General features: G+C 63.8%; 36 protein-coding genes. 35 read left to right on the top strand and 1 reads right to left on the bottom strand.

The window, feature by feature from the left end:
* The 11 genes from GGQ96_RS05190 (at position 1) to GGQ96_RS05140 (ending at position 6,890) form a co-directional block, all read left to right on the top strand.
* Entirely contained in the window at positions 1–192 is a 192-nt protein-coding gene (locus GGQ96_RS05190) for a hypothetical protein (protein WP_184112344.1), read from the top strand.
* On the top strand, positions 189–932 hold the full coding sequence (locus GGQ96_RS05185; RefSeq protein WP_184112342.1) for a hypothetical protein: 744 nt from the start codon (positions 189–191) through the stop codon (positions 930–932). The genes GGQ96_RS05190 and GGQ96_RS05185 overlap by 4 nt, the downstream gene beginning before the upstream one ends.
* Positions 929–1,138, top strand: coding sequence for a hypothetical protein (locus GGQ96_RS05180; RefSeq protein ID WP_184112340.1), 210 nt, complete (start codon positions 929–931; stop codon positions 1,136–1,138). Before GGQ96_RS05185 ends, GGQ96_RS05180 begins: the two co-directional genes overlap by 4 nt.
* Complete coding sequence (locus GGQ96_RS05175; protein WP_184112338.1) at positions 1,135–1,464, top strand: hypothetical protein; 330 nt, start codon at positions 1,135–1,137, stop codon at positions 1,462–1,464. Before GGQ96_RS05180 ends, GGQ96_RS05175 begins: the two co-directional genes overlap by 4 nt.
* Complete coding sequence (locus tag GGQ96_RS05170; protein WP_184112336.1) at positions 1,464–2,000, top strand: hypothetical protein; 537 nt, start codon at positions 1,464–1,466, stop codon at positions 1,998–2,000. Before GGQ96_RS05175 ends, GGQ96_RS05170 begins: the two co-directional genes overlap by 1 nt.
* On the top strand, positions 1,993–2,235 hold the full coding sequence (locus GGQ96_RS05165) for a hypothetical protein (protein ID WP_184112334.1): 243 nt from the start codon (positions 1,993–1,995) through the stop codon (positions 2,233–2,235). Before GGQ96_RS05170 ends, GGQ96_RS05165 begins: the two co-directional genes overlap by 8 nt.
* A complete protein-coding gene (locus GGQ96_RS05160; RefSeq protein WP_184112332.1) occupies positions 2,232–2,576 on the top strand; it encodes a hypothetical protein in 345 nt (114 codons plus the stop codon). The genes GGQ96_RS05165 and GGQ96_RS05160 overlap by 4 nt, the downstream gene beginning before the upstream one ends.
* Entirely contained in the window at positions 2,545–3,762 is a 1,218-nt protein-coding gene (locus GGQ96_RS05155; protein WP_184112330.1) for a PBSX family phage terminase large subunit, read from the top strand. The genes GGQ96_RS05160 and GGQ96_RS05155 overlap by 32 nt, the downstream gene beginning before the upstream one ends.
* 199 nt (positions 3,763–3,961) lie before the next feature.
* A complete protein-coding gene (locus GGQ96_RS05150; RefSeq protein WP_184112328.1) occupies positions 3,962–5,362 on the top strand; it encodes a phage portal protein in 1,401 nt (466 codons plus the stop codon).
* A 61-nt stretch (positions 5,363–5,423) separates the two neighbouring features.
* Positions 5,424–6,035 (top strand): HNH endonuclease family protein, encoded by a 612-nt coding sequence (locus tag GGQ96_RS05145; RefSeq protein ID WP_184112326.1) that lies wholly within the window; start codon positions 5,424–5,426, stop codon positions 6,033–6,035.
* A gap of 3 nt (positions 6,036–6,038) precedes the next feature.
* On the top strand, positions 6,039–6,890 hold the full coding sequence (locus GGQ96_RS05140; protein ID WP_221239831.1) for a hypothetical protein: 852 nt from the start codon (positions 6,039–6,041) through the stop codon (positions 6,888–6,890).
* On the opposite strand, the gene GGQ96_RS05135 is transcribed toward GGQ96_RS05140, so the two are convergent.
* Positions 6,883–7,083: a hypothetical protein gene (locus GGQ96_RS05135; RefSeq protein ID WP_184112324.1), complete on the bottom strand. Its 201-nt coding sequence runs from the start codon at positions 7,081–7,083 to the stop codon at positions 6,883–6,885. The two genes, GGQ96_RS05140 and GGQ96_RS05135, sit on opposite strands and share 8 nt — an antisense overlap.
* Positions 7,084–7,150: 67 nt before the next feature.
* Between GGQ96_RS05135 and GGQ96_RS05130 the strand changes: the two genes are divergently transcribed.
* The 24 genes from GGQ96_RS05130 (at position 7,151) to GGQ96_RS05015 (ending at position 24,267) form a co-directional block, all read left to right on the top strand.
* Complete coding sequence (locus GGQ96_RS05130) at positions 7,151–8,296, top strand: DUF2213 domain-containing protein (RefSeq protein WP_343058928.1); 1,146 nt, start codon at positions 7,151–7,153, stop codon at positions 8,294–8,296.
* Between the two features lie 15 nt (positions 8,297–8,311).
* Complete coding sequence (locus GGQ96_RS05125; RefSeq protein WP_184112320.1) at positions 8,312–8,779, top strand: structural cement protein Gp24; 468 nt, start codon at positions 8,312–8,314, stop codon at positions 8,777–8,779.
* Between the two features lie 15 nt (positions 8,780–8,794).
* Positions 8,795–9,739 carry a DUF2184 domain-containing protein gene (locus GGQ96_RS05120; protein ID WP_184112318.1) on the top strand — a complete coding sequence of 315 codons (945 nt, stop codon included), beginning with the start codon at positions 8,795–8,797 and terminating at the stop codon, positions 9,737–9,739.
* Positions 9,740–9,742: 3 nt separating this feature from the next.
* The gene (locus GGQ96_RS05115; RefSeq protein ID WP_184112316.1) at positions 9,743–9,946 is read left to right on the top strand and encodes a hypothetical protein; all 204 of its coding nucleotides are present in this window, start codon (positions 9,743–9,745) and stop codon (positions 9,944–9,946) included.
* Positions 9,947–10,018: 72 nt separating this feature from the next.
* Positions 10,019–10,459 carry a hypothetical protein gene (locus GGQ96_RS05110; protein WP_184112314.1) on the top strand — a complete coding sequence of 147 codons (441 nt, stop codon included), beginning with the start codon at positions 10,019–10,021 and terminating at the stop codon, positions 10,457–10,459.
* On the top strand, positions 10,456–10,833 hold the full coding sequence (locus GGQ96_RS05105) for a hypothetical protein (protein ID WP_184112312.1): 378 nt from the start codon (positions 10,456–10,458) through the stop codon (positions 10,831–10,833). The genes GGQ96_RS05110 and GGQ96_RS05105 overlap by 4 nt, the downstream gene beginning before the upstream one ends.
* Complete coding sequence (locus GGQ96_RS05100; protein ID WP_184112310.1) at positions 10,830–11,561, top strand: hypothetical protein; 732 nt, start codon at positions 10,830–10,832, stop codon at positions 11,559–11,561. Before GGQ96_RS05105 ends, GGQ96_RS05100 begins: the two co-directional genes overlap by 4 nt.
* Positions 11,562–11,602: 41 nt before the next feature.
* Complete coding sequence (locus tag GGQ96_RS05095) at positions 11,603–11,977, top strand: DUF4054 domain-containing protein (protein WP_184112308.1); 375 nt, start codon at positions 11,603–11,605, stop codon at positions 11,975–11,977.
* Positions 11,974–12,339 carry a hypothetical protein gene (locus tag GGQ96_RS05090; RefSeq protein ID WP_184112306.1) on the top strand — a complete coding sequence of 122 codons (366 nt, stop codon included), beginning with the start codon at positions 11,974–11,976 and terminating at the stop codon, positions 12,337–12,339. Before GGQ96_RS05095 ends, GGQ96_RS05090 begins: the two co-directional genes overlap by 4 nt.
* Positions 12,340–12,768: 429 nt before the next feature.
* Positions 12,769–13,206, top strand: a complete 438-nt coding sequence (locus GGQ96_RS05085; RefSeq protein WP_221239830.1) for an HK97-gp10 family putative phage morphogenesis protein — start codon at positions 12,769–12,771, stop codon at positions 13,204–13,206.
* Positions 13,206–13,652, top strand: coding sequence for a DUF3168 domain-containing protein (locus tag GGQ96_RS05080; RefSeq protein ID WP_184112304.1), 447 nt, complete (start codon positions 13,206–13,208; stop codon positions 13,650–13,652). Before GGQ96_RS05085 ends, GGQ96_RS05080 begins: the two co-directional genes overlap by 1 nt.
* Positions 13,653–13,661: 9 nt before the next feature.
* Complete coding sequence (locus GGQ96_RS05075; protein ID WP_184112302.1) at positions 13,662–13,976, top strand: hypothetical protein; 315 nt, start codon at positions 13,662–13,664, stop codon at positions 13,974–13,976.
* Between the two features lie 82 nt (positions 13,977–14,058).
* Positions 14,059–14,277: a hypothetical protein gene (locus GGQ96_RS05070; RefSeq protein ID WP_184112300.1), complete on the top strand. Its 219-nt coding sequence runs from the start codon at positions 14,059–14,061 to the stop codon at positions 14,275–14,277.
* 57 nt (positions 14,278–14,334) lie between these two features.
* Entirely contained in the window at positions 14,335–14,778 is a 444-nt protein-coding gene (locus GGQ96_RS05065) for a hypothetical protein (RefSeq protein ID WP_184112298.1), read from the top strand.
* Positions 14,779–14,822: 44 nt separating this feature from the next.
* The gene (locus tag GGQ96_RS05060; RefSeq protein WP_184112296.1) at positions 14,823–15,269 is read left to right on the top strand and encodes a GTA-gp10 family protein; all 447 of its coding nucleotides are present in this window, start codon (positions 14,823–14,825) and stop codon (positions 15,267–15,269) included.
* Positions 15,270–15,374: 105 nt separating this feature from the next.
* Positions 15,375–17,732: a phage tail length tape measure family protein gene (locus tag GGQ96_RS05055; protein ID WP_184112294.1), complete on the top strand. Its 2,358-nt coding sequence runs from the start codon at positions 15,375–15,377 to the stop codon at positions 17,730–17,732.
* A gap of 103 nt (positions 17,733–17,835) precedes the next feature.
* Positions 17,836–18,495 (top strand): hypothetical protein, encoded by a 660-nt coding sequence (locus GGQ96_RS05050; protein ID WP_184112293.1) that lies wholly within the window; start codon positions 17,836–17,838, stop codon positions 18,493–18,495.
* Entirely contained in the window at positions 18,492–19,025 is a 534-nt protein-coding gene (locus GGQ96_RS05045) for a porin family protein (RefSeq protein WP_184112292.1), read from the top strand. Before GGQ96_RS05050 ends, GGQ96_RS05045 begins: the two co-directional genes overlap by 4 nt.
* Positions 19,022–19,411, top strand: coding sequence for a DUF6950 family protein (locus GGQ96_RS05040; RefSeq protein ID WP_184112291.1), 390 nt, complete (start codon positions 19,022–19,024; stop codon positions 19,409–19,411). Before GGQ96_RS05045 ends, GGQ96_RS05040 begins: the two co-directional genes overlap by 4 nt.
* The gene (locus tag GGQ96_RS05035) at positions 19,411–21,342 is read left to right on the top strand and encodes a phage tail protein (RefSeq protein ID WP_184112290.1); all 1,932 of its coding nucleotides are present in this window, start codon (positions 19,411–19,413) and stop codon (positions 21,340–21,342) included. The genes GGQ96_RS05040 and GGQ96_RS05035 overlap by 1 nt, the downstream gene beginning before the upstream one ends.
* Positions 21,343–21,404: 62 nt before the next feature.
* A complete protein-coding gene (locus GGQ96_RS05030) occupies positions 21,405–22,994 on the top strand; it encodes a hypothetical protein (RefSeq protein ID WP_184112289.1) in 1,590 nt (529 codons plus the stop codon).
* A 171-nt stretch (positions 22,995–23,165) separates the two neighbouring features.
* Complete coding sequence (locus GGQ96_RS05025) at positions 23,166–23,627, top strand: hypothetical protein (RefSeq protein WP_184112288.1); 462 nt, start codon at positions 23,166–23,168, stop codon at positions 23,625–23,627.
* The gene (locus tag GGQ96_RS05020; RefSeq protein WP_184112287.1) at positions 23,624–23,947 is read left to right on the top strand and encodes a hypothetical protein; all 324 of its coding nucleotides are present in this window, start codon (positions 23,624–23,626) and stop codon (positions 23,945–23,947) included. The genes GGQ96_RS05025 and GGQ96_RS05020 overlap by 4 nt, the downstream gene beginning before the upstream one ends.
* Positions 23,944–24,267: a hypothetical protein gene (locus GGQ96_RS05015; protein WP_184112286.1), complete on the top strand. Its 324-nt coding sequence runs from the start codon at positions 23,944–23,946 to the stop codon at positions 24,265–24,267. The genes GGQ96_RS05020 and GGQ96_RS05015 overlap by 4 nt, the downstream gene beginning before the upstream one ends.
* Positions 24,268–24,420 lie beyond the last annotated feature (153 nt).

Genomic DNA, 24,420 nt, shown 5'->3' with positions numbered 1-24,420 from the left:
ATGACCGACATCGTGGAGCTGAAGTTCGTGAACAGTGACGCGCGGCCGAAAGAGGCCGTCGTACACTGCCAGCGCGCCAGCATCGCCCCGATCATGGCGTGGTACGGCGCCTACTACGCCGGCGACCGATACGCCGTGTTCTCGGACGGCCACAAGTTGACCAAGGACCGCAACGGGGAGTTGGCAGCATGACCGACATCGAATGGGGCCCTGCCATCGCCGTGGATGGTAAGCGGCCGGGGTGGCTTCAAGACTGGCAACCGATCCGAGGCACCTACAACCACGGGCGATATCCGTGGATTGGCGATGACACCTATCTCGCCAAGCAATTCCACTGGGAGCATGTCGCCAGCATCCGCTTGCCCGCCGACCACCCGCATTACCGTCAGACGGAGGCGGTGATCCCTGAGGGCATGAAGCCGTGGCATGGCGGCGACGCTGCCCCGGCCGATTGGGACAGTGAAAAGCCGATTGCGGTCATTGACGACGGCAAGGTCAGTATTCGCTACGGGCATCGCTGGGACTGGTCGCGTGAGCCGGTCACTGCCTATGGCCACAAGCTGCTTCGCGTTGTCGCCTACACCCCCCAGCCCACCCCCCAGGCAGACACCAAGCCTGACCTGACGGAGGTTGCGGGGCGTGAAGCCGTCGCACTGCTGCGGCGGATGTTAAAGTGGGATGGATCGTTCGGGGACGCGGGTGACGCGGCGGCTGCCAACGGCATCGTCGCCCTGCTTTCCGAGCCCGTCGACTCCGACCTAATCGAAGCGCGGGAGGTGGTAGCTGTCACGTTGGACGATGGCGATTGGGCCGGAGTGTTCAAGGAAAAGGTGCGTGCCGGCGATCAGGACGACGGCGATTTCGTGAGGGTTGCCCGTGCTGCCATCGCTCGCGGCCGTGCCCTCGCCCTTGCCGGGGAGAAGGAGGCGTGAAGCGCGCGGATGTCCTAAAGGCTATTCATGCGGCTGGAGTCTCTGGAGACCGACGGGCATTCCTTCGCCTCTACACCGAGCATCGCATCAGCCTCGATGTGGCGCGCGCTGAATACGCCGCAGGCCAAGAAATGGCAAAAAACTTTGCAGATCGCCCAGACGTGCAAAGAAAACCGGAAAATCTTTACATGGAACCCCGCCCATGACCCACCCCCAGACACAGGATGACGAGGCAAAACCCGGCGTCGTCGTTTCGAACGAGGGCATGACGTTCGCGGACGTGACCGAACATTATCAGGAGAACGGCGGGCTCGTGAAGCTCGGTGTTGCTGGCGATGCACAAGCAGCTGGATGGACGGTGCCGAACTGTGTGATGGACGGCTGGCTGGTCGAACAGTTGCAGGCATGGCCTCGCCGTGTTCACCCCGACCGCACGACCAACATCCAGTTCCTGATGACCGTAGCGGCTGGCGTGATCACCGAGCAGCAGGCCGCCCTCACCGCTCTCCGCAATCATGAAGGGAGGAAATGATGAATGCGCTTGCGACGATAGAGGCGGCATCACCGCCCGCCGGGTTTGCTGACTGGCTGTCGACTGGCAAGGATCTGCTGCATGAACGGACGGCGCTCGACTGGAAGCTCGCCGACTGGATTGCGACCGGCAAGGAGCAATTCGGCCACCAGGCGGAGTTCGACTTCCTGGCGGACGAGCTGGGCATCGCACCAAAGGCGCTCAAGGCCGCGGCGAAGGTGGCGACTGCGTTCCCGCCGCACATGCGCGACGCCAGCCTGACCTACGAGCATCACGAGGCCGTCGCGAACCTGCCGACCTCCGACGCGCTCGACGTGCTCAAGACCGCGCGCGACGAACATCTCGACGATCGCGAGACGCGCATTCAGGCCGTAAAGCGTCGGGCGGAAATTGAGCAGCCGTCGTTCATCGACGACGACTGGGAGCATCACGAACTCATGGCGATCCAGCGCGCCTGGAACCGGGCCCGGCCTGACGTGCGCGCAGAGTTCCTGGAATTGGCAGCAGAAGCAGAACTGGGGGTGATCGATGCCTAACGCGAGCTATCGTCCGCCGTCAACGAAGGCGATCCCGCCCGTGCCGCCCGAGTTCGTCTCCGTGGTCGAGAAGGGCGGATGGGAGATGATGGAGCGGGTCTATGGCGGCCGCACCGACCTGCACCTCAAATGGATCGCCATGTCGGGCGCCAAGGTGCGTATGCCGAAGCGGTCACGGCGTCGGGTGACGGGGGGAATGCGGGCGAACCGCAGCGACAATGGTGGTTTGTCATGACCCAGCCAACGGCTAAAGTAGGTGAGGACAGCCGTCGCGCCTCAAATCCCAATCGCGGGTCTAAGCCAGGCGAGCGCAGGGGCGGTCGCGCCAAAGGCGTGCCGAATAAGCTGACGCGAAGCATTAAGGAAGCGATCGAGCAGGCATTCGAGCAGGTCGGCGGTTCGGACTACCTCGCCACCATGGCGAAGGAGCAGCCGGCTGCCTTCATGACTCTGCTTGGCAAGGTGCTGCCGACCCAAGTCCAACACAGCAACCCGGACGGGACACTGCGTCAGCAGCCCACCGTCGTTCGCATCGTGGCAGCAGATGACCGAAGCGACGATACGCCTTCCGCCTAAGCTGATCCCGGTATTCGCTCCGCCACGTGGCTCGTTCCAGTATCGCAACCTTCACGGCGGTCGCGGATCGGGCAAGTCGTTCAACGCGGCGAAGATGGCGGCTGTCTGGGGCTATGCTGAGCCGCTGCGCATCCTGTGCACGCGCGAGTTCCAGGCCAGCATATCGGAGAGCTTCCATGCCGAGCTCAAGGCGGCCATCGCGTCCGAGCCTTGGCTTGAGGCGCATTACGACGTTGGCGTCGATTACCTCAAGGGCGCGAACGGCACGCAGTTCATTTTCCGAGGGCTGCGACGCAACGTCCAGTCCGTCAAGTCGCTCGCCAAGATCGACCTGACAATCGTCGAGGAAGCCGAGGACGTGCCGGAAACGTCGTACCTCGCATTGGAAGCGACCGTGTTCCGCCAGCCGAAGTCCGAGATGTGGAACCTGTGGAACCCGCGCCTTGAGGGTAGCCCGGTCGACAATCGCTTCCGCAAGCATCCGCCTGCCAACGCGATCACGGCCGAGGTCAACCACTACGACAACCCGTTCTTCCCGGCTGGCCTAGATACGCTGCGTCGACGCGAGCAGGAACGCTTGGACCCCGCGACCTATCACCACGTCTGGGAGGGCGGTTACCTCGTCAACAGCGACGCACAAGTGCTCGCAGGCAAGTGGCGGGTCGCAGAGTTCGAGCCGTCCGATAGCTGGGATGGCCCATATCAGGGCGGTGACTTCGGCTATGCGCAGGATCCGACCGCAGCCGTCCGCTGCTACATTCATGGCGACACGCTTTACGTCAGCCATGAAGCGGGCGGCCGCGCGATCGAGCTGGACGCGATCGGCGCCAAGGTCAAAGATGCGATCCCCGGTTTTGACAGCTACGTCAGCCGGTGGGACAGCGCGTCGCCTGGCTCAATCAGCATCCTTACCCGGTCGGGTGTGTCAAGGGCAGAGGGCGCGCCGAAGTGGCAAGGCTCGGTCGATGACGGCATTCGTTACCTTCGGTCCTTTCGCGAGATCGTCATCCATCCGCGTTGCAAGGCCACGATCAACGAGGCGCGGCTATACAGCTACAAGGTCGATCGGCTAACCGGCGATGTGCTGCCGATCCTCGTCGACGCGAACAACCACTACATCGACGCGCTGCGCTATGCCGTGTCGCCGATGATCAAGGGTAGCCGCTACAACCTCGACGCGTTCTGACCTGGCTATTTAGGGTTGGGCCGGCGCAGGTGGCTATTTTAGACACCGGAAACCCGCAGAACGCCGTCGCCAAACCGCAGGCTCATTCGGGCATACCCATGCGAGCCATGAGCCACTGACGGCGGTAATCCCCACCACCCCGCCACCATACCCCGGCACTATGGCCGGCTCCGCAATCCTCGACAGTCGCGGCAACCCCATGCTGGCGATGGACAGCGTGACCTCCGCCATCCAGTCCGCCGCCACGGTGCATCCCTTCCAGCAGCAGCACAGCGCGATGACGTACCTGTTCGCGCCGCAGCTCGCCTTCGCCGCGTATCTGGCGAGCGGGATGCTTCAGAAGGTAATCGAGATCCCAGCGTCGGATCGTGTCCGCGAGTGGCGCGACTGGCAGGCGGAGAAGCCGCAGATCGAGGCGATTGAGGCGGAGGAACGCCGGCTGGGTCTGGTGGCCAAGGTCAAGCAGGCCGAGGTGCTGCGCGGCATCGGGGGCGGCGCGCTGATCCTGGCGGCGCCGGGCAGCCCTGACCAGCCGCTCGGAGACATCGGCAAAGGCCAGCTTCAGGCGGTCAACGTCGTATCCCGCTGGCAGCTTACCGGCGAGGATTACGTCGATGAGCTGACCGACCCGGCTTATGGCACGCCTCGCATGTGGCGGATCAGCAGTGATCGCAACGCGACCCGCGTCCATCCCAGCCGCGTCATCTGCTTCCGTGGCGACCCCCTGCCTGCCGGCTATGGCGTGTCCGGCGATCAGCTATTTTGGGGCCAGTCGCGGCTTGTTCGCGTGTGGCGTGATGTCGAGCGTTCGGATAATGCGCAGGGCTGGTTCGCGGCGCTGGTGAAGAAGGCAAAGCTGCTGCGGATCGGCATTCCTAAGCTGACCGAGTATGCCGCCACCGAGCAGGGCCAAGGCCGGCTTGAGAGGCGCATGGCGGCTATTGCCACGGGCGAGAGCGTGTTGAACGCCACAGTGTTCGACAGTGGCGACGGCACAACGCCAGCCGAAACGGTCACAGACTATCAGGTCACGTGGAACGGCATCCCCGCCATGATGGATGCCTTCGACCAGCGCGTCGCTGCGGTTGCTGACATCCCGTTCACCCGCCTTATGGGCCGCTCGCCGGCCGGTATGAATGCGACCGGGCAGCACGATATGGACAACCATAACCGTGCGATCATTACAGGTCAGAAGCTAGAACTGCGGCCTTGTCTTGAACAGCTTGACCGCGCTCTCATTCAATCGGCTGGCGTCAGTCCAGATGGGGTATGGTGGGAATTCGCGCCGCTCGACACACCGAGCGAGAATGAGCTTGCGGCAACCTTCAAGACAATGATGGAGGCGGTAACCGCCCTACGTGAATTGAATTCTATTCCAGAGGTCGCATTCAACAAGGGCCTTCAGAACCTTGTAAGCGAGCGCGCATGGATACCCGGCTTAGATGCCGCTCTGGCAGAACTGCCGGAGGATGAACGTTTCGGTTTGAACCCAGACGATGACGGCTCAAATCCATCTTCGTCGCAGACCCGGGAAGGGGGTGATCAGCCCGCCTCGGCTGAGAATAACTTGCCGAAGAACAGAGCGGATGGTAGAAATTAAGCGGCCCGACGAGTGCTGTAACACCGCGCCGGGCCTGAGCAAGAACCGCATATGAGGTGCGATGATGCCTGCGCATAGAAAATACTTCAATCTGCCAGAAAGCAAGACCTGTCCTGAGTGCGGTAGCGAATTTATGCGCCCGCCGGGCTATGGTCATGACCGTTGGCACAAAGCTGAGCTTTGCAGTCTGGCGTGCGCGAGTAAGCGCGGCAGCCGACGTAAGGCGGAACAGCGTGTTGTTCAATCTGCCGACATATTCGAGCGACAGGTCGATAAGCGACCAGGGCAAGGGCCCGCTGGCGAATGCTGGCAGTGGACCGGCAACCTTTGTTCGAAAGGCTATGGGCGCCTCGGGTTCAACTACAAGATGCTCAAGGCGCATCGGATCGCGCTGTTTGGTTTGAATGGTCATGATGACCCTCGAATGGCGTGTCACCACTGCGATAACCCGGCCTGCGTGCGCCCAGAGCATCTTTACGCGGGCACGGCAGCGGATAATGTCTCTGACAAAATGACGCGGGGGCGGCATCGCGGAAACCACCGGCTGACTAAAGCGCAGGTCGAGGCGATTATCGCGGATCCTCGTGTCTACCGCGAGATCGCGCAGCAGTATGGCATTAGCACGTCTAATGTCGGCATGATCAAGCAGCGCTTGACGTGGAAGGACACGTGATCCGTGCGCATAGACCTCAGCGCCCTCGCAGCCCGCGCGAACCCCGGCCGCCGCAAGCGCACAACGACCCTCCGAGACATCATCCCGCCGGCCACACTGGCGACGGACCTATATCGGGCGACGTTCCTCAACGTCGTGACAATGTGGCAGCGCTACACCACCCGCATCTTGGCTGAATACGAGCGTTCCCTATCGGCGCTGACGACGGACTCGCCGGCTGATCTAAACCGCGTGCTGGACGAGGCAAGCGGCGAGTTCAACCGCCTGCTGCTGTTGCTCACCCCTGCCCTGCGATCGTGGGTTCTGAGAGTCGAGCGGTGGGAACGCGGCAAGTTCATCGGCGCAGTCCTGTCCGCCAGCCGCGTTGACCTATCGACGCTGATCGGTCCCGAAGACGTGGCGCAGACGCTTGAGCAGGTGATCGAGTGGAACACCAACCTGATCCGTGACGTAAACGACCAGGCACGGCAGAAGATCGCCAACGCCGTGTTCTCCGGGCTGACCGGGCGGCGCCCTGCGGCTGACGTGGCCAAGGAGATCCGCTCGGCTACCGGGTTCGCGCGTGATCGGTCAATGCGGATCGCCTCGCACCAGCTATCGTCGCTTAGCAGCCAGCTTGCGGCAGAGCGGCGTCGGGCGGCGGGGCTGGATGTTTGGGAGTGGCGGCATAGCGCGAAGCTGCATCCGCGGCGCGAGCATCTGGCGCGGGACGGCAATCTCTACACGGACAATCCCGATCGGGTGGGCGAAGTGGTTGAGGGCAAGACCGTGATGGCCTCGCCCCCGGCTGATGACCAACCTGGTATCCCGCCCTTCTGCGGTTGCAGGTCCAGGGCCGTGCTTACCTTCAGCTGAAGGTAAAATTAGGGTATACCGCCTTCAGTGCGGCCTGCCCGTCGTCAGCAAGCTGCTGATACGATGCGTTCAGTATATTCATCTGATCGTCCGGGGTGAGAATGCCCTTGTGGACCAACGTTTGCAGCGTGTGCGCGGACAGGATGAGAGCCGCAGTGCTGGAGCCTGTTACGTCAATGCTCACTTGTGCCATATCAATCTCCTCTGTTCTAATACTGACGGCGGTAATGCCCTCCGTCTAGCCCGCATAACCGGGCAGGGTGTATGTAGCAGACCGCCTTACCCTCGACGCGCCGCGCCGCACCGCTGACGGCTACATGGCCGTGCGCGCCAAGTCTGCCCGCACTGGCGTATACCAGTACAGCGGCGTGGAGGTCGACCCCGACAACAAGCATGGCCTGCGCGATCAGGCAGTCGTCAACGTCCTACGCGACGATGCGGCTGTTTTCGACAAGCGCGCGGTCCATAGTTTCATCGGCAAGCCCATCACCGACGATCACCCCACCGAGCCAGTGACGGCGGACAACTGGCGCGATCACAGCCGGGGCGCAATCATGGGCGCTATCCGCGACGGCGATCACCTCGCGTTCGACCTGATCCTCATGGACGCTGCCACGATCGCCAAGGTCGAGAGCGGCAAGGCCGAGCTGTCGAACGGCTACAGCGCCGCGCTCGAGTTCGGCGACTTCAAGGGCCCTGGTGGCGAGGCCTGCCCCGTTCGTCAGGCCAGCATCACCGGCAATCATATCGCGATCGTCGACCGAGGCCGCGCGGGTCCGACCTGCCGTATCGGTGACGCCGCCCCCTGCACTTCCCTTCCCTCTAGCATCCTCGACAGCCTCACCAACAACGGAGAGTCCATCGTGACCACCAAGACCATCACGTTCGACGGGCTCCCGCTGCTCGTCACCGATGCCGCAGAGGCGGCCATTGGCAAGCTACAGGCGCAGATCGCGACCCTGACGACCGACAAGGCGACGCTGGAGACCAACGTTGCCACGCTGACCACGGACAAGGCCACCCTGGAAGCCGAGAAGGTCACGCTGACCAAGCAGGTCGCCGACGCGGCTCTGACCCCGCAGCAGCTTCGCGACGCCGCCAAGTCGTACGCTACGGTCGTCGGCAAGGCGCAGGCGCTGGGCGTCACTGTCGCCGACAGCATGGACGAGCCGGCGATCAAGCGCGCGGTGGTCGACAAGGCGCTGGGCGACCTCGCCAAGGGCTGGAACGACAGCCAGGTCGACGCCTCGTTCGCCTCGCTGACGAAGGACACTAAGGTCGCCGACACGACCGTCCAGCTGCTCGGCTCGCCGACCGTGGTCTCGGACAGCAGCGACCGCGACAAGGCGTTCAACGATCGGAACAACCACCTGCGCGACGCCTGGAAGCGTCCGGTCGCGGCATAACGGGGAGCAGAGGCGATGGCGATTTCTCAGGCCACTTACGCGCCGACCTTCGCTCGGGGCTTCCCCGGCATGGTCGCTAACGGCGAGACCAGCAACCGCATCAGCCGGACCGTCGAGGATGCGGCAGGTATCGCATACGGCAAGGCCGTGTTCCGCGGGGCCAACCTGCACGGTGCGACCGGCGCCACCACGGGCGGCGCTGCAAACTTCCTCGGCTTCGCGATCGCGAACCTGGCGCACACGGCTTTCGTGCTGCCGGGTGCCGGCGATACCGGAGCTGACGTCTACGGGCTCAACTCGACGGCTGGCATCATGACCCAAGGCGTCATGTGGGTCATCGCTGCCGGCACGGCCACGGCCGGGGCTGACGTCTATGTCGCGACCAACGGCGACATCAGCAACACGAACACCGGCGTGCTGACCGGCTGGAAGTTCGATGAGCCTGCCACTGCCGGCGCGCTCGTCAAGATCGCCAAGCGCTAAGGGGGAGCGACGAATATGCGTACTGACTTCAACGACGCTCGCCAGGCGCTGGGGTTCCTGACCCCCCAGCTCTACAACATCGAGCGGCAGGTCTACGAGATTCGGTATCCGAGCTTCGACTATGCGTCGCTCGTTCCGGTCATCACCGAGGGCAATCCATGGGGCCGTGGCACCGTTTTCTACACGGCCGATGCCGCGGGTGAAGCGCAGTTCCTGTCTGGCAAGGGCTTCGACGGTCCCTATGCCGACATCGCGCGCTCGCAGTACCTGAAGCGCTTCGAACTCGCCGGCACCGGCTATGAGTGGACCCTGGAGGAGCTGGAAACCGCCGCGATCGAGGGCCGTGACCTAGGCGCCGACAAGGCGGCTGCGGCGCGCAAGATCGCCGAGCAGTTCCTGTTCTACATCGCCATGAATGGCCGCACGCCGCAGCAGCAGCAGTCGTCGGAGAAGAACTGGACCGGCCTGCTGAACGACCCGAACGTGACCGCTGTCACCGCGGCGGGCGCCTTCACGGCTCGTACGCCCGACCAGATCCTGGCTGAGATCAACAACGCGCTGTCGGCGGTGCATACCTCGACGCAGGAAATCGAGACGGCGGACACGGTACTGCTGCCGTTCGCTGCCTATCAGTACGTGGCGACCACGCCCCGTGCGACCGGTTCCGACAAGACGATCCTGTCGTTCCTGCAAGAGAACAATGTCTACAGTTCGGAGACGGGCCAGCCGCTGACCATTCGCTCGCAGCGTCTGCTGACCAACGCCGGCGCCGGTTCGGCCACCCGCATGGTGGTCTACAACCGCAATCCGGACGTCGTTCGCTTCCACCTGCCGATGCCGTTCCAGTTCAAGCCGGCGTTCCAGAAGTCGTCGATGACCTGGGAGGTCCTGGGCCTGTTCCGCACCGGCGGCACCGAAGTGCGTCGCCCGGCTGCCATGCGCTACGTCGACGGAGTGTAAGCCATGAAGCTGAAGAACGTGAGCGAAGGCCCCCGCGGTGTCTATGTCGGGGGCAACGACGAGACCAAGGACGTCGGCACGCTGCTGGTGCTCCAGCCCGGCGCGACGTCCGAGGACGTGGAGTTGAGCCCATCGCAGTTGGCTCTGGCCCGCAAGACCGAGTGGTTCGACATCAGCGGCGCGGGGTCTCGCGCCAAGGCTGACTGATCCGACGATCATAGTCCACGAAGGGCCGCTTCACCGATGGGTGCGGCGGCCTTTTGCGTAGGAGGGCGGAATATGGCCGATGTGGGCAGTATCGAATATTACCGGGACAGCGCTGGGGTGTTGCGCGAGTTGCCGGTCGCGGCCGCTCCTAGCAGCCCGTCGACCACCGCCAGCGCCCCCGCCATCACCTCGACCTACAGCATGCCGCCTGCGGTAGACGGTACGAACGCCAAGCTGGTAGCAACCGGCTCTCACTCGCTGGTCAGCGTTGATGCTTACAACGCGCGTACGTCCGGCGTGTCGATCCAGTTCTACGACAAGGCGGCTGTGCCGGTGGTCGGCACGGACGAGCCCAAGTGGACGGTCTACGTGCCTGGCCTGACGCCAGCGAACCGCGTCTACCCGACCGGGATCCGCTTCACGCAGGGGCTGGCGTTCGCGCTCATTCCGGATGACGCGCCGGGCCTGATGGCCGGTGATATTCAGGGCCTCAATCTGGGGTATGCGCCATGAGCATCGCCTTCCGCCGCATGACGCGCGCCATCGCCGTTGCCGTCGTCAACGCGCCCACCGAGGCGAACGCAACAACCGTGCCTGCCGGCTTCATCCAGCCGTCCTACAACGCGTTCGCCGTGTTCAACCCGAACACCTGCTGCGTGGGGCTGCGAGGCACGTCGCGGCCGACCGGATCACCCGACCCGACCAAGCCGTTGCTCGCGCAGGCTGATGGCCTGGACTGGCTTCTCCCGCCTGGCTTCTGGGGCGTCTTCTCGACGCAGTACCCGTTCTTCATGTCGGCTATCGCGCTGTCGATGCCGATCGCGCCCGACGTGCCGGCGGATAGCGCGCTGGTGAGTTTGCGGCTTTGGTACGGGATGGGGCAGTGACGCTCCGGTCCCTCGGCATCGGTGTGCGGGTGACGTGGGCTACCCTGCCCGGCCGCCCTGCTGTGTTCCCGCCTGCTGCCCACACGCATCCATGGTCCGACCTGACCAACGTCCCAGCCAGTTTTCCGCCTAGCGCCCATACTCACGCCTGGGGCGACATCACGAGCAAGCCGAACCTGTACCCGCCGGCTGCTCACACGCACCTCTGGGCGGACATCACCGACAAACCGGCAACCTTCGCTCCTTCGGCTCACACGCACGGGTGGACCGAGATCACCGGCAAGCCCGCGACGTTCCCACCCGCTGCGCATACCCATGTCTGGACGGACATAACGGACCGTCCCACGATACCGGCGCCGACGCCACTTGGCACCGCGGCACCCAAGGCGCTCGGCACTGTCACGGCTGGCACCTCCAGCAATGCCGCGCGCGAGGATCACGTTCACCCGCTGCCGTCCGGGCGCATGGAGTTCATCGGCAACCTGAACGTGGCGGAAACGCTGCTCGTCGCGCTCGCTGTCGGCATGAAGCGCAAGACTTTCACGCTAGCAGGCGTCCAGGCGGCCGACCTTCTCGTATTTGCTCCGACGGCCGCGCCGTCCAGCGGCTGTGAGGTGGTAAATGTCTACCCGGCAAGCGCAGGCAACGTCAGCGTTGGCTACTACACACCCGCGCTTGGCATCGCTGCGGCCTACTCCATGCCGATCGCCGTCTACCGCGTCACCTGACGACGGTAACCCCCTCGCCCTCCCTGCCCACAGGATAGAGCATGGTCACAGCACGCGAGCTCCGCATCCGGTATCGGGAATTCGCCGGTGTCGCGAATGACGACATCGACTATTGGCTGGACGACGCGCGCCGGATCGTGACGGTAGCATGGGGACCTGACGAGGACCCGGCATTGCTGGCGCTGGCTGCGCACAACATGGCGGTCAACGACGTTCCGGGGATCGCCAAGAGCGAGGCTGACCAGCTCCCGGCCGGCGTGACCAAGTTCAAAAGCGCCAGCATGGATGTGTCTGTGTCCGACGCCGCGGCGAACCGTTCGCTGACTGCCGGCTATGCCTCGACGCGCTACGGGCAGGACTTCGCCATCATGCTTCGCCGGAACGCTGGCGGGCCCATGCTGGTCGGCTGCCTGTGACCATCGCTGGCGCCTTCGCCGGCATCGCTGACCGGTTCTCCCGTGCTGGCCTGGGCGCACACAAGGACGCGGTTGCGCGCTGGCCTGGCGAGCCCGTGGTCGACGATGGCGGATCGATCGTCGAGCCGGGCATCCCCTACGAGATGCCCTGCCTGTGCCAGGTCGACAGCGCTACGGAGGCGATGCGGTCGGCAGAGGGGTATATCGACACGGACGTCCGACTGCTGATCCTGGCGGCCGGCTTGCCGCGCGCGATCGATACGGATGCGACGGTCGAGGTTGGCGGGCGGCGGTGGTCTATCCAGACTGCTGTGCTCGATCCGATGGAGGCGTATTGGGACTGTCGGGGGCGGAGGGTGTGATGATTAGTGGTTCGGCTTCATTTGCTACTGACTTGCGCCCTATGCTCGGCCTACGTTCCCGGACAATCGATCTGCAACTTCGAGAAGGTTCGCCGCTAGTTGGCGGCAGTGCTCTATCGATACAAGTACCGGCGGCTGACCAACAACCAGCGTTTCACCCTCTGGGGTCGTCACTTCAAGCCCCAGAATCATCGCGGCTCCGTGGTCGCTTTCTTTCAGTTCCCACCCTCGCAATAGCAGGGCTTTCATTCGTCCTTGGTGGTCTGTCGGTGAATCGCGCATCCCGCCATTGTGCGGCTAAACGAGCGCAAGAGTCGAGTCACCGCCATCTCGGCCACGAGATCGCAGGCGTAGGCACTGCGATGCAGGCACGTGGCGCCGTTTCTCCGTTTGAACAGTGGCGGTTTATTACTCAGAGAGCAACGCGGCGTGCCTAAGATCACCGGCGGCAAGGCCCATGCCGCACGCCTCAAGTTTATGGTGAGCGCAGAGGCGCAGCGGCAGGTTGGTGCTGCGCTGTTCGCAGGTGGCGATCTAGTCAAGGATGAAGCGCAAGGTAGCATTACGCGGGGGTCTGCCGGCGGGCAGAAGGGCGGCAAGCACCAGCATGTCCGCAGCTTGCCGGGGCAGCCCCCAAATGAGGAATTTGGAGGCCTGCGCAGGGACATCGAGAATGTCCAACTTGAGCTGCTGCGCGTAGAGGTATCGTCAAACGCGCCCTATGCAGCCGCCTTGGAGTTCGGGACCAGCAAGATGGCCGAGCGGCCGTATATGCGGCCTGCCGTCGCTGCTACGCGGGACGCTGTAACAGAACTGGTCCGGCGCGCAGTCGCTCATATCGCTAAGGGCGGGAAGGTAACGGGCTGATGGCGATCGACAGCACACTCAACATTCGGCGAGCCGCCCGGGCCCGGCTGCTTGCTTCGGAAGCGGTTACGCTGATCGTAGGCAATCGTGTCTACGGTCAGACGCCGCCCAAAGACCCGCCGTTCCCGTTCACTCTCTGGGGCGCAATCACGCTCACCCCGTTACGAGCCTCGTGCCTAGATGGCTCTGAGGGCGTGGTGGCTGTGCATGGGTTCGCCAAGAAGCGAGAGGAGGACGGGCGCGAGGTTGAATGGGCTGAGGATCACGCATCTCGCCTCGGTGCCGCAATCGCTGCGGCCTTAGACGGATACCTAGCAGACATCCCAGGCGGCACGGCAGCATTCCGGTGGACCGGTTCGCAGTTGCTAGTCGACGGCGGTGATTCCGATGCGTTTCACACCGTGCAGAACTTCCGCATCCGTTGCATGACCAGCCAGACCGTTTAAACAAGCAGAGTGGACGACGAAGATCGCATCACCGCTGGCGTAAGCGAGGCAGTCCTAAAGCTGATCGTCCGGGCGGGCGTCGTCAGCGAGGATGATGTGCTCGCCATAGCGTCGGAGTACGACACCTTAGCCGGGCGTGCGCCGCAACATGAGGTCGGCGTGCACGAGATGGTAGCACACAGGCTTCGCTGCGTATTGCTCGACCTTGATCCGCCGCCTGCTGTAGACCCCGCTCGCGAGTTTGAGGCGCAGTTCCAGCGTGAGCAGATCAGATTGCGAACCGCTATGATAGCTCGGAAGGCCAAGGACACTGACAATGCGTAGGTTAGCCGTGCTGTCACTATCGTTGGCGCTTATGGTTGTAGGCTGCGAGAAGCAATCCGCAGTGGCTGAGAAGCAGGCTGGGATGGTCGAGCGCACCGGAGACACGGCGGCCACCTGCGAGGCAAAACGCCGTGTGGCGCAGGCATACCTTGTTGAGAATGACGAGCGGAATTACCGTAGCGCGCACCTAGCTGCCGAGGCTTATTGCCTGAACGACAAGCTCAAAACTGACCTAGGGTCAGGCAGCGCCATTCCTACAGGCGACGATCTCACCAGCATGCCACCAAGTAGGGGGCGCTGACGGCGGTAAGCCGCTGACCCAGCCAGCCTTAGCCTTCGGTAAACTCCGGAGGCTTGCATGTCCTATCCCACTGAAATTGATGCGGCGATCATCTACGCGGTCCCGACCGGTGGCGGCGCTCGCGTCATCCTCTGCGGGATTGAGAACGTCACCATCAACGAGACGGCGAACACCAGCGACCGTTTCCGCACGGAATGCGACAAGCCCGGCAAGGTGCCGACCCGTTCCATCCGCACTACCGGCATTCAGTGGGATGTGACCGGCTCGGGGCTGTCGAACGCCGATCAGATCACCGCTCTCAAGGGTATGCTGGGCCAGCATCGCCAGTACGAGATCGACGCGATCCAGTATGACGGCACGGACGCAGGCAACCTGCTGGGCACGTTCGATGGTACGGGCGTCATGACCGCCAAGAACCTCAACCTCCAGCGCTCGGGCGACAGCGGCTCCGAGATCACCATCGCGGGTGAAGGCGATCTGGGCTGGACGCCGGCTGCGTGACGCCAGCCACTGCCCTGACGCTCCACTATGGCGACGGTGAGTACTTGTTCGACCTGAAGCTTCCGCAGCTTGCCGAGTTGCAGGAGAAGCGCGGAACCGGCGTGTTCAAGATTTACGGTCGGGTGCTGCAAGGTCGCTACCTGCTCGACGGTCAGTCAATCGCCGTCCCTGCCGAGGGGGAGGCGTTCGTCGAGGATCTGTTTGAGACGATCCGGCTTGCCTTGATTGGCGGAGGCCAGGGCGTCGTAGATGGGCAGCCCGTCGCTGTGTCCGCGCTGACAGCGAAGCTGCTAGTCGAGCGCTACAGCCACCACGCACCCCTTCGCGAAGCCTGGGCCACCGCTGCGGCCATTCTAGGCGCGCGGATCGAAGGGTATCAGCCGCCTAAAAAAAAAGCGCAGCCGGTAAGGCGTCAGACCCGGCCGAAAAGATCGACTTCGCGCGGGTCATCGCCAACGCCAGCGCCATCGGAGCCGACTGGCGAGAGTTGACGTGGTGGGAATACGAAGCGCGGCTTTGGTGGTGGAACGACGCGCATGACACCACCCGCGCCCCGGCAGACCCGGTGCGCCTGAACAAGTTGATGGAGGCTCGCAATGGCGGTCACTGCTGATAGCGTCGTTGTGGAGTTGCTGGCCAAGACGGACGGCTACACTGCTAACATCAACGGTGCGGCCTCGACGTCGCAGTCCGGCATGTCGAAGATTGAGAAGGCCGCGGCTCAGGCGGAAGCGCAGGTGCAGGAGTCTGCTGCTGCGATGGGCGGGGCATTCAAGCGAGCGGCAAACGACATTGAAGCCGGTTCCGCCAGAGCCGCCAACGCCAGCCGCAACCTAGGCCGACAGATCAGCGACATCGGTGTCGGGCTTACCGGCGGGCAAAACCCGTTCCTGATCCTGTCTCAGCAGGCTCCCCAGGTCGCAGACGCATTGGCGGATACTGGCGGCAAGGCTGCGGCTGTAGCGACGTTCTTCGCAGGCCCTTGGGGCGCTGCGCTGCTCGCGGCCGGATCGGCTCTTGGCATCCTGCTTGGCAAAGCGCTTGAGGGTGGCGAGACGATTGAGAGCCTGACGGCAAAGCTGGCGGACACCGCGCAATCCAGCCGCATGGCAGAGCAGGCGGAAGTCATCTTCGCTCGCAGCTTGGAAGGCGCAGCCGATGCGAGCGCCAAACTGAACGAGAAACTGAAGGAGCAGAACCAAACTCAGCTTCAGGTTGCGCAGTCGGCGCTAGCCGCGGCCGCAGCGTTGCGGCAGACAACGATCCAGAACTTGCGCGCGGAGTTGGCTCAAGCGTCATTGGCCCAAGCCGAGGTTCGTCGAGAGAACGGCGGTTTCTCGACAGCGGCTACGGCGGGTGGTGCTGGTGCGGCCGCTGCAAACTCTCAGCGCTATTTCGCAGCCAAGCAGCGTGAGGCAGATGCGGATAAGCGTGTCGCTCTGGCGCGTAGAGCTGTCGCTGAGGCTCAAGGTGCAGTGGTCCAGGCATCAATCCCGCTTCTGGACATGCGAGCAGCCGCGGCGTCGGACAAAAGCGCCGCAGCGACCGACCGCCATGCTCAAGCGCTGGGCCGGCTGCGAGACGCTTACGTAGCCGCTCAGACGGCTGCCAAAACGAATGAGCAGCGAGAGGCAGCCGCGCGGCGATACCGAGAGGGGCGAACGCGGATCGATACTAATCTCGCGGCCGAGCAGAAGGCTATTGCTGAAAGCGAGCGCAAGAAGCGCGGGCCCTCGGCAGAGGTGCTCGCCCGACGAGCCGAGGCTCAGCGTGTCCGTGAGGTGCGTAACAACGAAGCCTACAACACAGAGATGGAGTCTCTGAACCAGGCCATTATTCAGGCCAGCCGGTTGCAGGAGGTCGACGCCGGCAAGCTCGCAGAATATTCACGGCAGGAGGTGGAAAGCGCCTTGGCGAAGCGCAATGCTCAGATCGACGCAGACGAGAGCGCGAAGAAGTACTCCGCTGAGCAGGCCGACAATCTGCGGCGCCTGGCCAAGCAGGCAGCCGACATCCAGCTCCTGAACATCAACAGCGAAGAAGTGCGTCGTCGTGCGGACGAGCAGAAGGCCATTGCGCAGACCCAGCTCAATGCCGACGCGGACCAGCTACAGGCGACCCTTGGCATTTCTGAAAGCCTGGATGAGCGGAAGCGGCTTGAGCGCCAGTTGCTGGACATCAGGTTCAAGCAGCTACGCATTGAGCAGGATGCAATCCTCAAGGATACGACGGGGCGATATTCCGATGCCCAGCGCAAGCAGGCGCAGATCACCAAGGATTCCTTGCCGGCCCTTGAGAGCGCCGGCCGGACCGCTATCGACCAGCGTTACCGGTCGCCCTATGAGCGTTATCGCCGTTCCATAGATGGTGTCGACAATCTCAACGCCAGTATTGACGCGGTCAAGGTTGATGCTCTTGAGGCGGTCACTGACGAGCTGACCCGTGCGACTACCGCCGCACTGGGCCTCAAGGGCGCGTTCGGGCAGATCGTTGGCGAGCTGATCCGCATTGGCATCCAACGCAAGATTATCGGTCCGCTTGCTGACAGCCTGTTTGGCAAGGCTGACGGTTCGACTAGTGGTGCCGTCGGGGGTCTATTCTCGTCGATCGGCAAGCTGTTCGGCCGCGCCTCCGGCGGCTACGTAGCGCCTGGCCAGACTGTGCGGGTCAATGAGGGTCGCGGTGGTGTTGAACTGCTGCGGATGGGCGCCCAAGGCGGCACTGTCATTCCGCTGGGACAGAAGGCAGCAGCGCAGGCGGTAGCGGGTACGACCGTCCTACAGACGATCCAGGTCGATGCCCGAGGCGCGGTGATGAACGATCAGTTCGCCGCACAGATCCTGACCCGCGCTGGCCAGGACGCGCGACAGGTCGTGCAAGCCACCAACGACGCCGCGCGCAAGGGACTCCCCGCCGCGCAACGCCGCTTCGGACAGTTAGGGACGACGGGGTAACGGCGGTAAGCCCCGTCTACCCCATCCCTACCCTCCCCGCATGGCGCTCCGCGTATTCCATCCCTGTCAGTTCAACTTCGCTGACCAGGATATCCGCGTTGACGTGACCACGACCTCAGGCGGTGTCTCCCTGTCCGGCTACGAGGATGTGATTGGCACCGGTGGCGGCGGCATCTGGCGGGCCGACCTCACGAACGCGGATTTCGGCGATCGGGATGATGAGGGCCGGGCCGCAACCCTGGCCTGGCGCGCTATCAACGCGGCTATGCAAGGCGGGTCCGTGGCGGTTGACCTGATCTTCTGCGACGCCCTGCACCAGCCGGTTACCGGTAGCAGCCGCGTGCCCCATAGCGACCAGACACCTTTCGGCGACGATGCGCTCTATCGGTCGTCCGGTGCATCGGGCACGGTGCTTGCCGTCGTCAACGGGCAAACCGGCGGCAATCGCGCGACCATCCTCGACATCGCTCTGACGAGCGCCTGCCCTTTGCTTGGTGGCGAGCGGTTCAGTTACCAGGGAGCAAATGGCTGGGGTTCTCGGGCAGCCGAGATATTCAGCATCGAGCCGATCAGCGGCGGTTATCGGGTAGCCATCTCGCCTCCGATCCGCGGTGGCATCAAGGCTGGCGACGCGCTCGACTTCGACAATATCCGCTGTCAGATGCGGCGCACCTCACCGGCTTCCAACCCGCTCAACATGGGCGCCTTCTCCAGCGGGTCGATCAGCTTTCAGGAAGACATGCGTCCGCCGGTGCAGCCGTGAACCGTAATCTCCTGCTACGCATCGACTGCCCGGATACGGCGCGGATCTGGTCTGGGCCGGGGCCGCTTTACCTGCCGGCCGACGGTATCGAGACGACGGACGGCGCGCTCTACCTGGGCGGTGGCGAGCTGCTGGAGAACTTCGGCGAGATCGAGCAACTTATCAACGGGACGGCGTCGCGGCTCGATATCACCGTATCCGGCGTGACCGCGGCTACCGTCAAGCTGATGGGCGAAACCGCTGGCGTGAAGGGCGCACGCGTTGACATCGGCGTCGTTGAGTTCGACGACCAGTGGCAGATCCAGGCGGTGACGTGGACGGCGCAGTACCGCATCGACAAACTGACCGCGACGCGCACCGACAAGCGCACGATTGGCCTGTCGATGGGGTCGGACGACACGGGCCGGTCGAGCACCCTCAACGCCTATTGGACGCAGGCTGATCAGCAGCGCCGGTCACCTGACGATCGGTTCTTCGATCAGGTGTCCGGCCTAAACGCGGGCAAATCCCGCTTGTTTGGGCCGAAGTGAAGCTCGCAGGCTTCCTCGCACAGCCGCGTCCGGTGTGGGACTGGGTCCAGCACGACTGCTGTCGCTGGGTCGATCGCTGGGTGCAGACGCACGGTCACGGCAGCCCAATCGCTGCGCTGGGGCTGATCTACGATAGCGAGCGCAGCGCCATGCGTCGGATTGCAGAAAGCGGCGGGCTGGCGGTTCTTTGGCAAGACGGCATGGCGCGGCTCGGCATCATGCCGACTGACGTGCTGACGGTCGGCGCGGTTGGCGTGATCCAGCGCTCGACCATCTGTAGTCAGGACGAGGCCGCGGCCATCTGGACCGGTGAACGCTGGGTCACGCTCGGCCTGCGCGGCCTAGACTATGCCCCTGCCGGTCACCTCAAGGCTTGGAGCGTCTAATGGGCAAGACGGTGGCATCGATCTTGCGGGTTAGCGCCTTCGCTGGGTTGGCGGCCGTGACCGGTGGTGTCGCGCTAGGTGTGGCGGGAGGCTTCAGTGTCGCTGCGTCATTTGGTGGCGTGGCAAGCGTGCTGGGAGTGTCGACGGGCACGCTTGCGATCGCCACAGCCACGACGGCCGCGCAGTTGTTCGCAGGCACGCCAAAGGCACCAAGGGCTGAGACTGCAAGCCAGCCGTTGAAGACCGAACGCCCGCCCCGCGTGTCGGCATATGGCCGCCTCAAGCTCTACGGAGCCTATACCCTCTATGAGACCGCAAAGGACGGCACCGCAGTCGATGTGTGGGCCTTCCACGACGGTCGCATTGACGGCATCGAAGCGTGGTATCTTGGGGACAAGAAGGTCACGCGCCTCGCCAACGGGTACGTCCAAGGTGAGGCTGACGGCCTCTATGGTGACAGCAACATCATCCAGATCGGTGCGAATCTGGGCGCGGCGACGGAGACAGCGCACGCGCTTGTCATCGCCAAGGTGCCCGAGGTTTGGACCAGCGCGCATCGCGGGGATGGCGTGGTCACCGGGTACATGCTGTCCGCTGCGGTCAAGCAGAAGAATTTCAGCGCGACCTATGCTAACGGCGGGCCAAATAACACGCCGCTTGGACTGGTGATCCGCGCGCAACCGGTGTTCGACTGGCGCGATCCGGCGCAACGTGTCGACGATCCCCTGACGTGGCGGTGGTCCGAGAATGCAGTGCTTCATCTGGCGCACTACCAGCTCGTTCGAAACGGCAAGACGTGGGCACGTCACTTCGCCCCTACCCTCTCCTACTGGACAGCCGCAGCGAATGACGCGGACGTTGCCATGCCGCTGCGCGATGGCGGCACTGAGCCGCGCTACAGGTCTTGCGTATCGCACCGCCATGCCGGCGATGGCTCCGAGCACAAGGCCGTCATTGCCGCGCTGCTAGCCTGCTTCGACGGTTGGATGTGCCCACGCGAGGATGGCGCGCTGGTGGTCTATTCCGGCCGCTACTACGAGCCGCGTGTTACGGTCGGGCCGGACATCATCACTGCCTACACCGACGAAGACGGGATCGAGGACGAGAATGCGGTCAATGAGATCGGCCTGACGTACATCTCTGCGGATCACGACTTCAACGCCGTCGACACCACGCCCTGGGCCGATGAGGCGGACATCTTGGCGCGTGGGGCGGTGCGGTCCGAGGACTTGGCCAATCAGGTGCCGTCTCACTCGCAAGCCCGCCGACTTGGTAAGCGGCGCATGATGCAGACTATGGCCCCTAAGCGCGGCACCTTCACGACGCTGGCGGCGGGCTCGGCCATACTCAGCGAGCGCTACGTCAACCTAATCGCGGCCGAGATGCTGGGCACCGAGGACGAGATCGTGGCCTATAGCGGCCCGGCGGAGATTACTGGTCTGTCCCGTGATCTACAGAGCGGGGCGATCCAGGCATCATGGATAGCCGCCACACCCGACATCGACGAGTGGGACCCGGCGCGCGAGGAAGGCGAGCCGGCCCCGACCGGCGACACGATCGCCCGCGAACCCCTCGACATGCCCGTGATCATCAGCGCCACGGCTCAGTACAGCGCAGTGGGCCAGACGCCAGAGGGCGATGAGCCCGTCGACCCCACGCCGGGCCAGACAGCCACCGGTGCCCGCGTCCTGATCGCAGCCACCGGACCCGATCGCGACGACCTCACATGGTCGGCCCGGTGGCGCGTCGGCACCTCAGGAAGCTGGAACGAGCGCGAGTATGCCGATGCCGACCCCGGCCCTGGCGTATCGTTCCTGACCGAGTTCGTGCCGCTGTCGAACCAGATCAACGTGCAGGTCGCCTACAGCGTTGGTGACGGCCGTCTATCGCCTTGGTCGGCGAGCGCAGTCGTAGACACCACCACGGGCTGACGGCGGTAAGCCGCGCACCCTCCCCTGCCTAGCGTGACCGCGACGCTGGACCGGAGAAAGACGTGGGCGATATCAAGACCGGTGGGGCTAACGCGTTTCGGGACTTCGCTACCGATGGCGTGCCCGCTTCCGGTCCCAACGATCCAGCCAAGTCGGATATCCGTGCGCTTTTCGCGCTGATCGACCTCGCCGTTGCCGCCGCATCTGCCGGTTTGACGATGGTCGCCACCACTGCCGACCGCGACGCATTTTACAGCAACACCGCGAACCGCGGAAAGCTGGTGTACGTCAACAACAACAACGGCTCTGCGACCGATTCAGCAAACGGGGTCTATGAATATGTCGGGGGCGGTCCGCGTCTGGCGGTATCGTTCTATCAGGGCGTCACCACCGTCGTGCAGCCGCTGGTTAACCGCGCCGAAAGCGCTGCTGTGGTTTCGTCGCTGCTGGTCGCGCTGGTTCTGAAGAACACGCCCGCGATCCCGGTCAACGGCGACCCGAATACCCTGCGAACCAACATTGCCAACATCAACGATGGCAACCTGTTCAAGTTTGTCAGCATAGTCACCAACACCGCCGATGTCGTGACCCTTGCGGGCAAAGCGACGGACGGCAGCGACTTCTCGCGCCAGGTAGTCAATGGCGGCGGCCAGCCGATCGGCAAGGGCACGCTGGCGGCGGGTAAGATCTTCACGGCGATGTATTCAGCAGGTGGCGGTTCGATCGTCATTACCGCTGTGGAAGATGCGGCGATGGCGAGCGGGTCGACTGCGATGGTCGATACACTGGCCCCACTGGTCCCCTATCTCGTCTCGGACCCCTATGCGAGCCGCAGTGTGCGTGTGCTCGGCGGTGGATCGTCGATCAGCATCGCACAGGGCGGCACCGAAACTGACGCCCCCAATCGCATCCTGGTCGACCTGCTTAACGCGCGCAAGCGCCAGTCTGGTGTGACCTACGTCAGTGAAATTGTTGGCCAAGCTGGCACTGGCACGCTCGACATGCCCGCGCAGTTCGCCAATGCGAAGGGCAGCGCGCCTGAAAAGATCCGCACGTACGTCGGGGGCATGAACGACGCCTACTTCCGGCTGTTCGTCATGGCGCACACCCTGCCGCTCATGATCTCCCGGATGCGTGAGATGCTGAAGGCCGACGCTGACGCAGGCCGTCTTTCGGTGGTCTACAGCAGCCCCCACCCGCATAGCGGTCGCGTCAACCTGGCCGATCAACTCCGCACCGATGTGCCGCAGTCGTACCCGGTCTACAACAGCGCTCCAGTCCTGGCATCCACGATCCGCGCCTCGCTCGGCCTGACCGGTTCGGGCAATCCAGACACGATCCTGCGCGACTGGACTGGGGGCGGCAAGGCGGTGCTGGGATGCCCGACGTTCAGCCATTACAACACCGCGATGCGCGATCTCGTCGCGCAGTTCCCGACCGCGATCTTTGCCGACGCTGAGTGGGCGTTCTTTCGCTACGGGGTCGAGCCTGCCGACACCTCGCAGAAGCTGGACGCGCTCTATGCCGGCAGCGACCAGAACCATTTCAGCAGCGCTGGCTATCAGGCTGGTTACGGCCGCGTCACGTCGTCGGTCGTCAATGCTATCCTCTCGGGCAATCTCCGCACCCGGTACTTTCGAGGTGACGAGTGACCCCCTTCCCCATCCAGGAATGCGTGTTGGCGCACCCCAGCGAACAGGAGATTTGCGTCATGGCTGACGAACCTGCCCCCTCGCCCACGCCTGCCCCGGCCCCCACTCCGCCTGTGAAGACGGACCCGCCGGCAGACGACAGCGGCGGCCACGGCCCCGGCCTTCCCGGCCATGGCTGAGAAGCTGATCTATCTCGCTCTGTGCGTCGCGGCCCTCGGGTTCGCGGCGCATGCGCGTGTAGATCAGCGGCGTCCTGCTGTGACGCTGGCGGCAATGGTGCTGGGCAACTGGCTGCTCTGCGAGTGGACGTACCACGCGCCGGCCGTTGTCCAGCGTCATGCCGTCGAAATCTGGATGATGATCGACACGCTGTTAGGGATGGCGGCGATCGTGTTCGTCAACCGCTTCTGGTTCGGATGGACCATCTGGGCGCTCGCGACGACGCAGGTGTGCTTTCACCTCGTCCACCCGCTCCTGAGCACCAGCACATACCTTTTCTGGCTGGACAAGCTGCTGCTCGCGCAACTCGCGTGCTTTTTCATGGTGGGGCAAAATGGGGTACGCGATCGGCTGTTTGCTGGCTTTGATCTTCGCAGGCTGGTGCGCGCTGCCAGCGAGGCGGCGCGGCCGTGAATGAACAGCAAGAACATGCGCGGATGGTCTATATAGCCATGGCAGCCCTAGCCGGCTCCGTGACCGCGCTGTCTTTTATGCCCTGGCGGACCATGCGCTGGTCCGAGATCGTGATGACGCTGTTCGTCGGCTCGGGCTTCGCTGCATTTGGAGTGCCGTATCTCGTCGGTGATGTCGCCGGGATCGAGATCGCAAACCTGCGGGCAATCTGCTTCTTCACGTACATCGGCGCGACCGGCGCGAATGCTTTTGTCCCGGTCATCATCCGTTGGGGCAAGCGCTGGCTTGAGAAGCTGCTGGGTGAAGGAGGGGCGGCATGATCGCCTGGGACATCGTCAACACCCTGGGCCGGCTGGTCCTGACGCTGATCGTGGTCGTCAAGATCACCCGCTTCCGAGGCACCCTCAATGCGATGGAGCGCGTCAGCCTCGGAGCCATGGGGGGCGGAAGCTTTCTAACGATCGCCGTGATCTGGGAGCGCCAATCTAGCCCGTTCGACGGCTGGGCGACAACGCTCGTCACCTTCGGCGCTGTCGGCTTCCTGATCGGCCGCACCGTGCGGGACTGGAAGCACGATCATGCCAACGCTCGCGCTAATGAGCAGGCCGAACGGTGGCTCCAGGCGAGGGGCAAGCTATGACCCGCCCCGCTCTCTTCGACGCTATTCGGCCTTTCGCGCCGGGCAAGAGCTTTAGCAATGTTGATTTCCACTGAGAGCTGACCCGGCGAAGGCATAAATTTCCACCGAGAAGTGACCCGTGTCTCAACCTCACCCCGGCGTGCTGTCGGGGGG

Origin of the sequence: Sphingomonas abaci, from assembly GCF_014199625.1 — a bacterium.
GTDB lineage: Bacteria > Pseudomonadota > Alphaproteobacteria > Sphingomonadales > Sphingomonadaceae > Sphingomonas > Sphingomonas abaci.
The sequence above is the reverse complement of the archived record's forward strand: the minus strand, read 5'-3'. Positions and strand labels throughout refer to the sequence as shown.

What these genes read in the sequence shown, in the direction of transcription:
- GGQ96_RS05025 (WP_184112288.1), top strand. Translation starts at nt 23,166, where the DNA reads ATGGCTGAGAAGCTGATCTATCTCGCTCTGTGCGTCGCGGCCCTCGGG.
- GGQ96_RS05150 (WP_184112328.1), top strand. Translation starts at nt 3,962, where the DNA reads ATGCTGGCGATGGACAGCGTGACCTCCGCCATCCAGTCCGCCGCCACG.
- GGQ96_RS05160 (WP_184112332.1), top strand. Translation starts at nt 2,232, where the DNA reads ATGACCCAGCCAACGGCTAAAGTAGGTGAGGACAGCCGTCGCGCCTCA.
- GGQ96_RS05095 (WP_184112308.1), top strand. Translation starts at nt 11,603, where the DNA reads ATGGTCACAGCACGCGAGCTCCGCATCCGGTATCGGGAATTCGCCGGT.
- GGQ96_RS05070 (WP_184112300.1), top strand. Translation starts at nt 14,059, where the DNA reads ATGGTCGAGCGCACCGGAGACACGGCGGCCACCTGCGAGGCAAAACGC.
- GGQ96_RS05015 (WP_184112286.1), top strand. Translation starts at nt 23,944, where the DNA reads ATGATCGCCTGGGACATCGTCAACACCCTGGGCCGGCTGGTCCTGACG.
- GGQ96_RS05165 (WP_184112334.1), top strand. Translation starts at nt 1,993, where the DNA reads ATGCCTAACGCGAGCTATCGTCCGCCGTCAACGAAGGCGATCCCGCCC.
- GGQ96_RS05115 (WP_184112316.1), top strand. Translation starts at nt 9,743, where the DNA reads ATGAAGCTGAAGAACGTGAGCGAAGGCCCCCGCGGTGTCTATGTCGGG.
- GGQ96_RS05120 (WP_184112318.1), top strand. Translation starts at nt 8,795, where the DNA reads ATGCGTACTGACTTCAACGACGCTCGCCAGGCGCTGGGGTTCCTGACC.
- GGQ96_RS05170 (WP_184112336.1), top strand. Translation starts at nt 1,464, where the DNA reads ATGAATGCGCTTGCGACGATAGAGGCGGCATCACCGCCCGCCGGGTTT.
- GGQ96_RS05055 (WP_184112294.1), top strand. Translation starts at nt 15,375, where the DNA reads ATGGCGGTCACTGCTGATAGCGTCGTTGTGGAGTTGCTGGCCAAGACG.
- GGQ96_RS05065 (WP_184112298.1), top strand. Translation starts at nt 14,335, where the DNA reads ATGTCCTATCCCACTGAAATTGATGCGGCGATCATCTACGCGGTCCCG.
- GGQ96_RS05155 (WP_184112330.1), top strand. Translation starts at nt 2,545, where the DNA reads ATGACCGAAGCGACGATACGCCTTCCGCCTAAGCTGATCCCGGTATTC.
- GGQ96_RS05105 (WP_184112312.1), top strand. Translation starts at nt 10,456, where the DNA reads ATGAGCATCGCCTTCCGCCGCATGACGCGCGCCATCGCCGTTGCCGTC.
- GGQ96_RS05185 (WP_184112342.1), top strand. Translation starts at nt 189, where the DNA reads ATGACCGACATCGAATGGGGCCCTGCCATCGCCGTGGATGGTAAGCGG.
- GGQ96_RS05125 (WP_184112320.1), top strand. Translation starts at nt 8,312, where the DNA reads ATGGCGATTTCTCAGGCCACTTACGCGCCGACCTTCGCTCGGGGCTTC.
- GGQ96_RS05035 (WP_184112290.1), top strand. Translation starts at nt 19,411, where the DNA reads ATGGGCAAGACGGTGGCATCGATCTTGCGGGTTAGCGCCTTCGCTGGG.
- GGQ96_RS05175 (WP_184112338.1), top strand. Translation starts at nt 1,135, where the DNA reads ATGACCCACCCCCAGACACAGGATGACGAGGCAAAACCCGGCGTCGTC.
- GGQ96_RS05135 (WP_184112324.1), bottom strand. Translation starts at nt 7,083, where the DNA reads ATGGCACAAGTGAGCATTGACGTAACAGGCTCCAGCACTGCGGCTCTC.
- GGQ96_RS05190 (WP_184112344.1), top strand. Translation starts at nt 1, where the DNA reads ATGACCGACATCGTGGAGCTGAAGTTCGTGAACAGTGACGCGCGGCCG.
- GGQ96_RS05110 (WP_184112314.1), top strand. Translation starts at nt 10,019, where the DNA reads ATGGCCGATGTGGGCAGTATCGAATATTACCGGGACAGCGCTGGGGTG.
- GGQ96_RS05080 (WP_184112304.1), top strand. Translation starts at nt 13,206, where the DNA reads ATGGCGATCGACAGCACACTCAACATTCGGCGAGCCGCCCGGGCCCGG.
- GGQ96_RS05145 (WP_184112326.1), top strand. Translation starts at nt 5,424, where the DNA reads ATGATGCCTGCGCATAGAAAATACTTCAATCTGCCAGAAAGCAAGACC.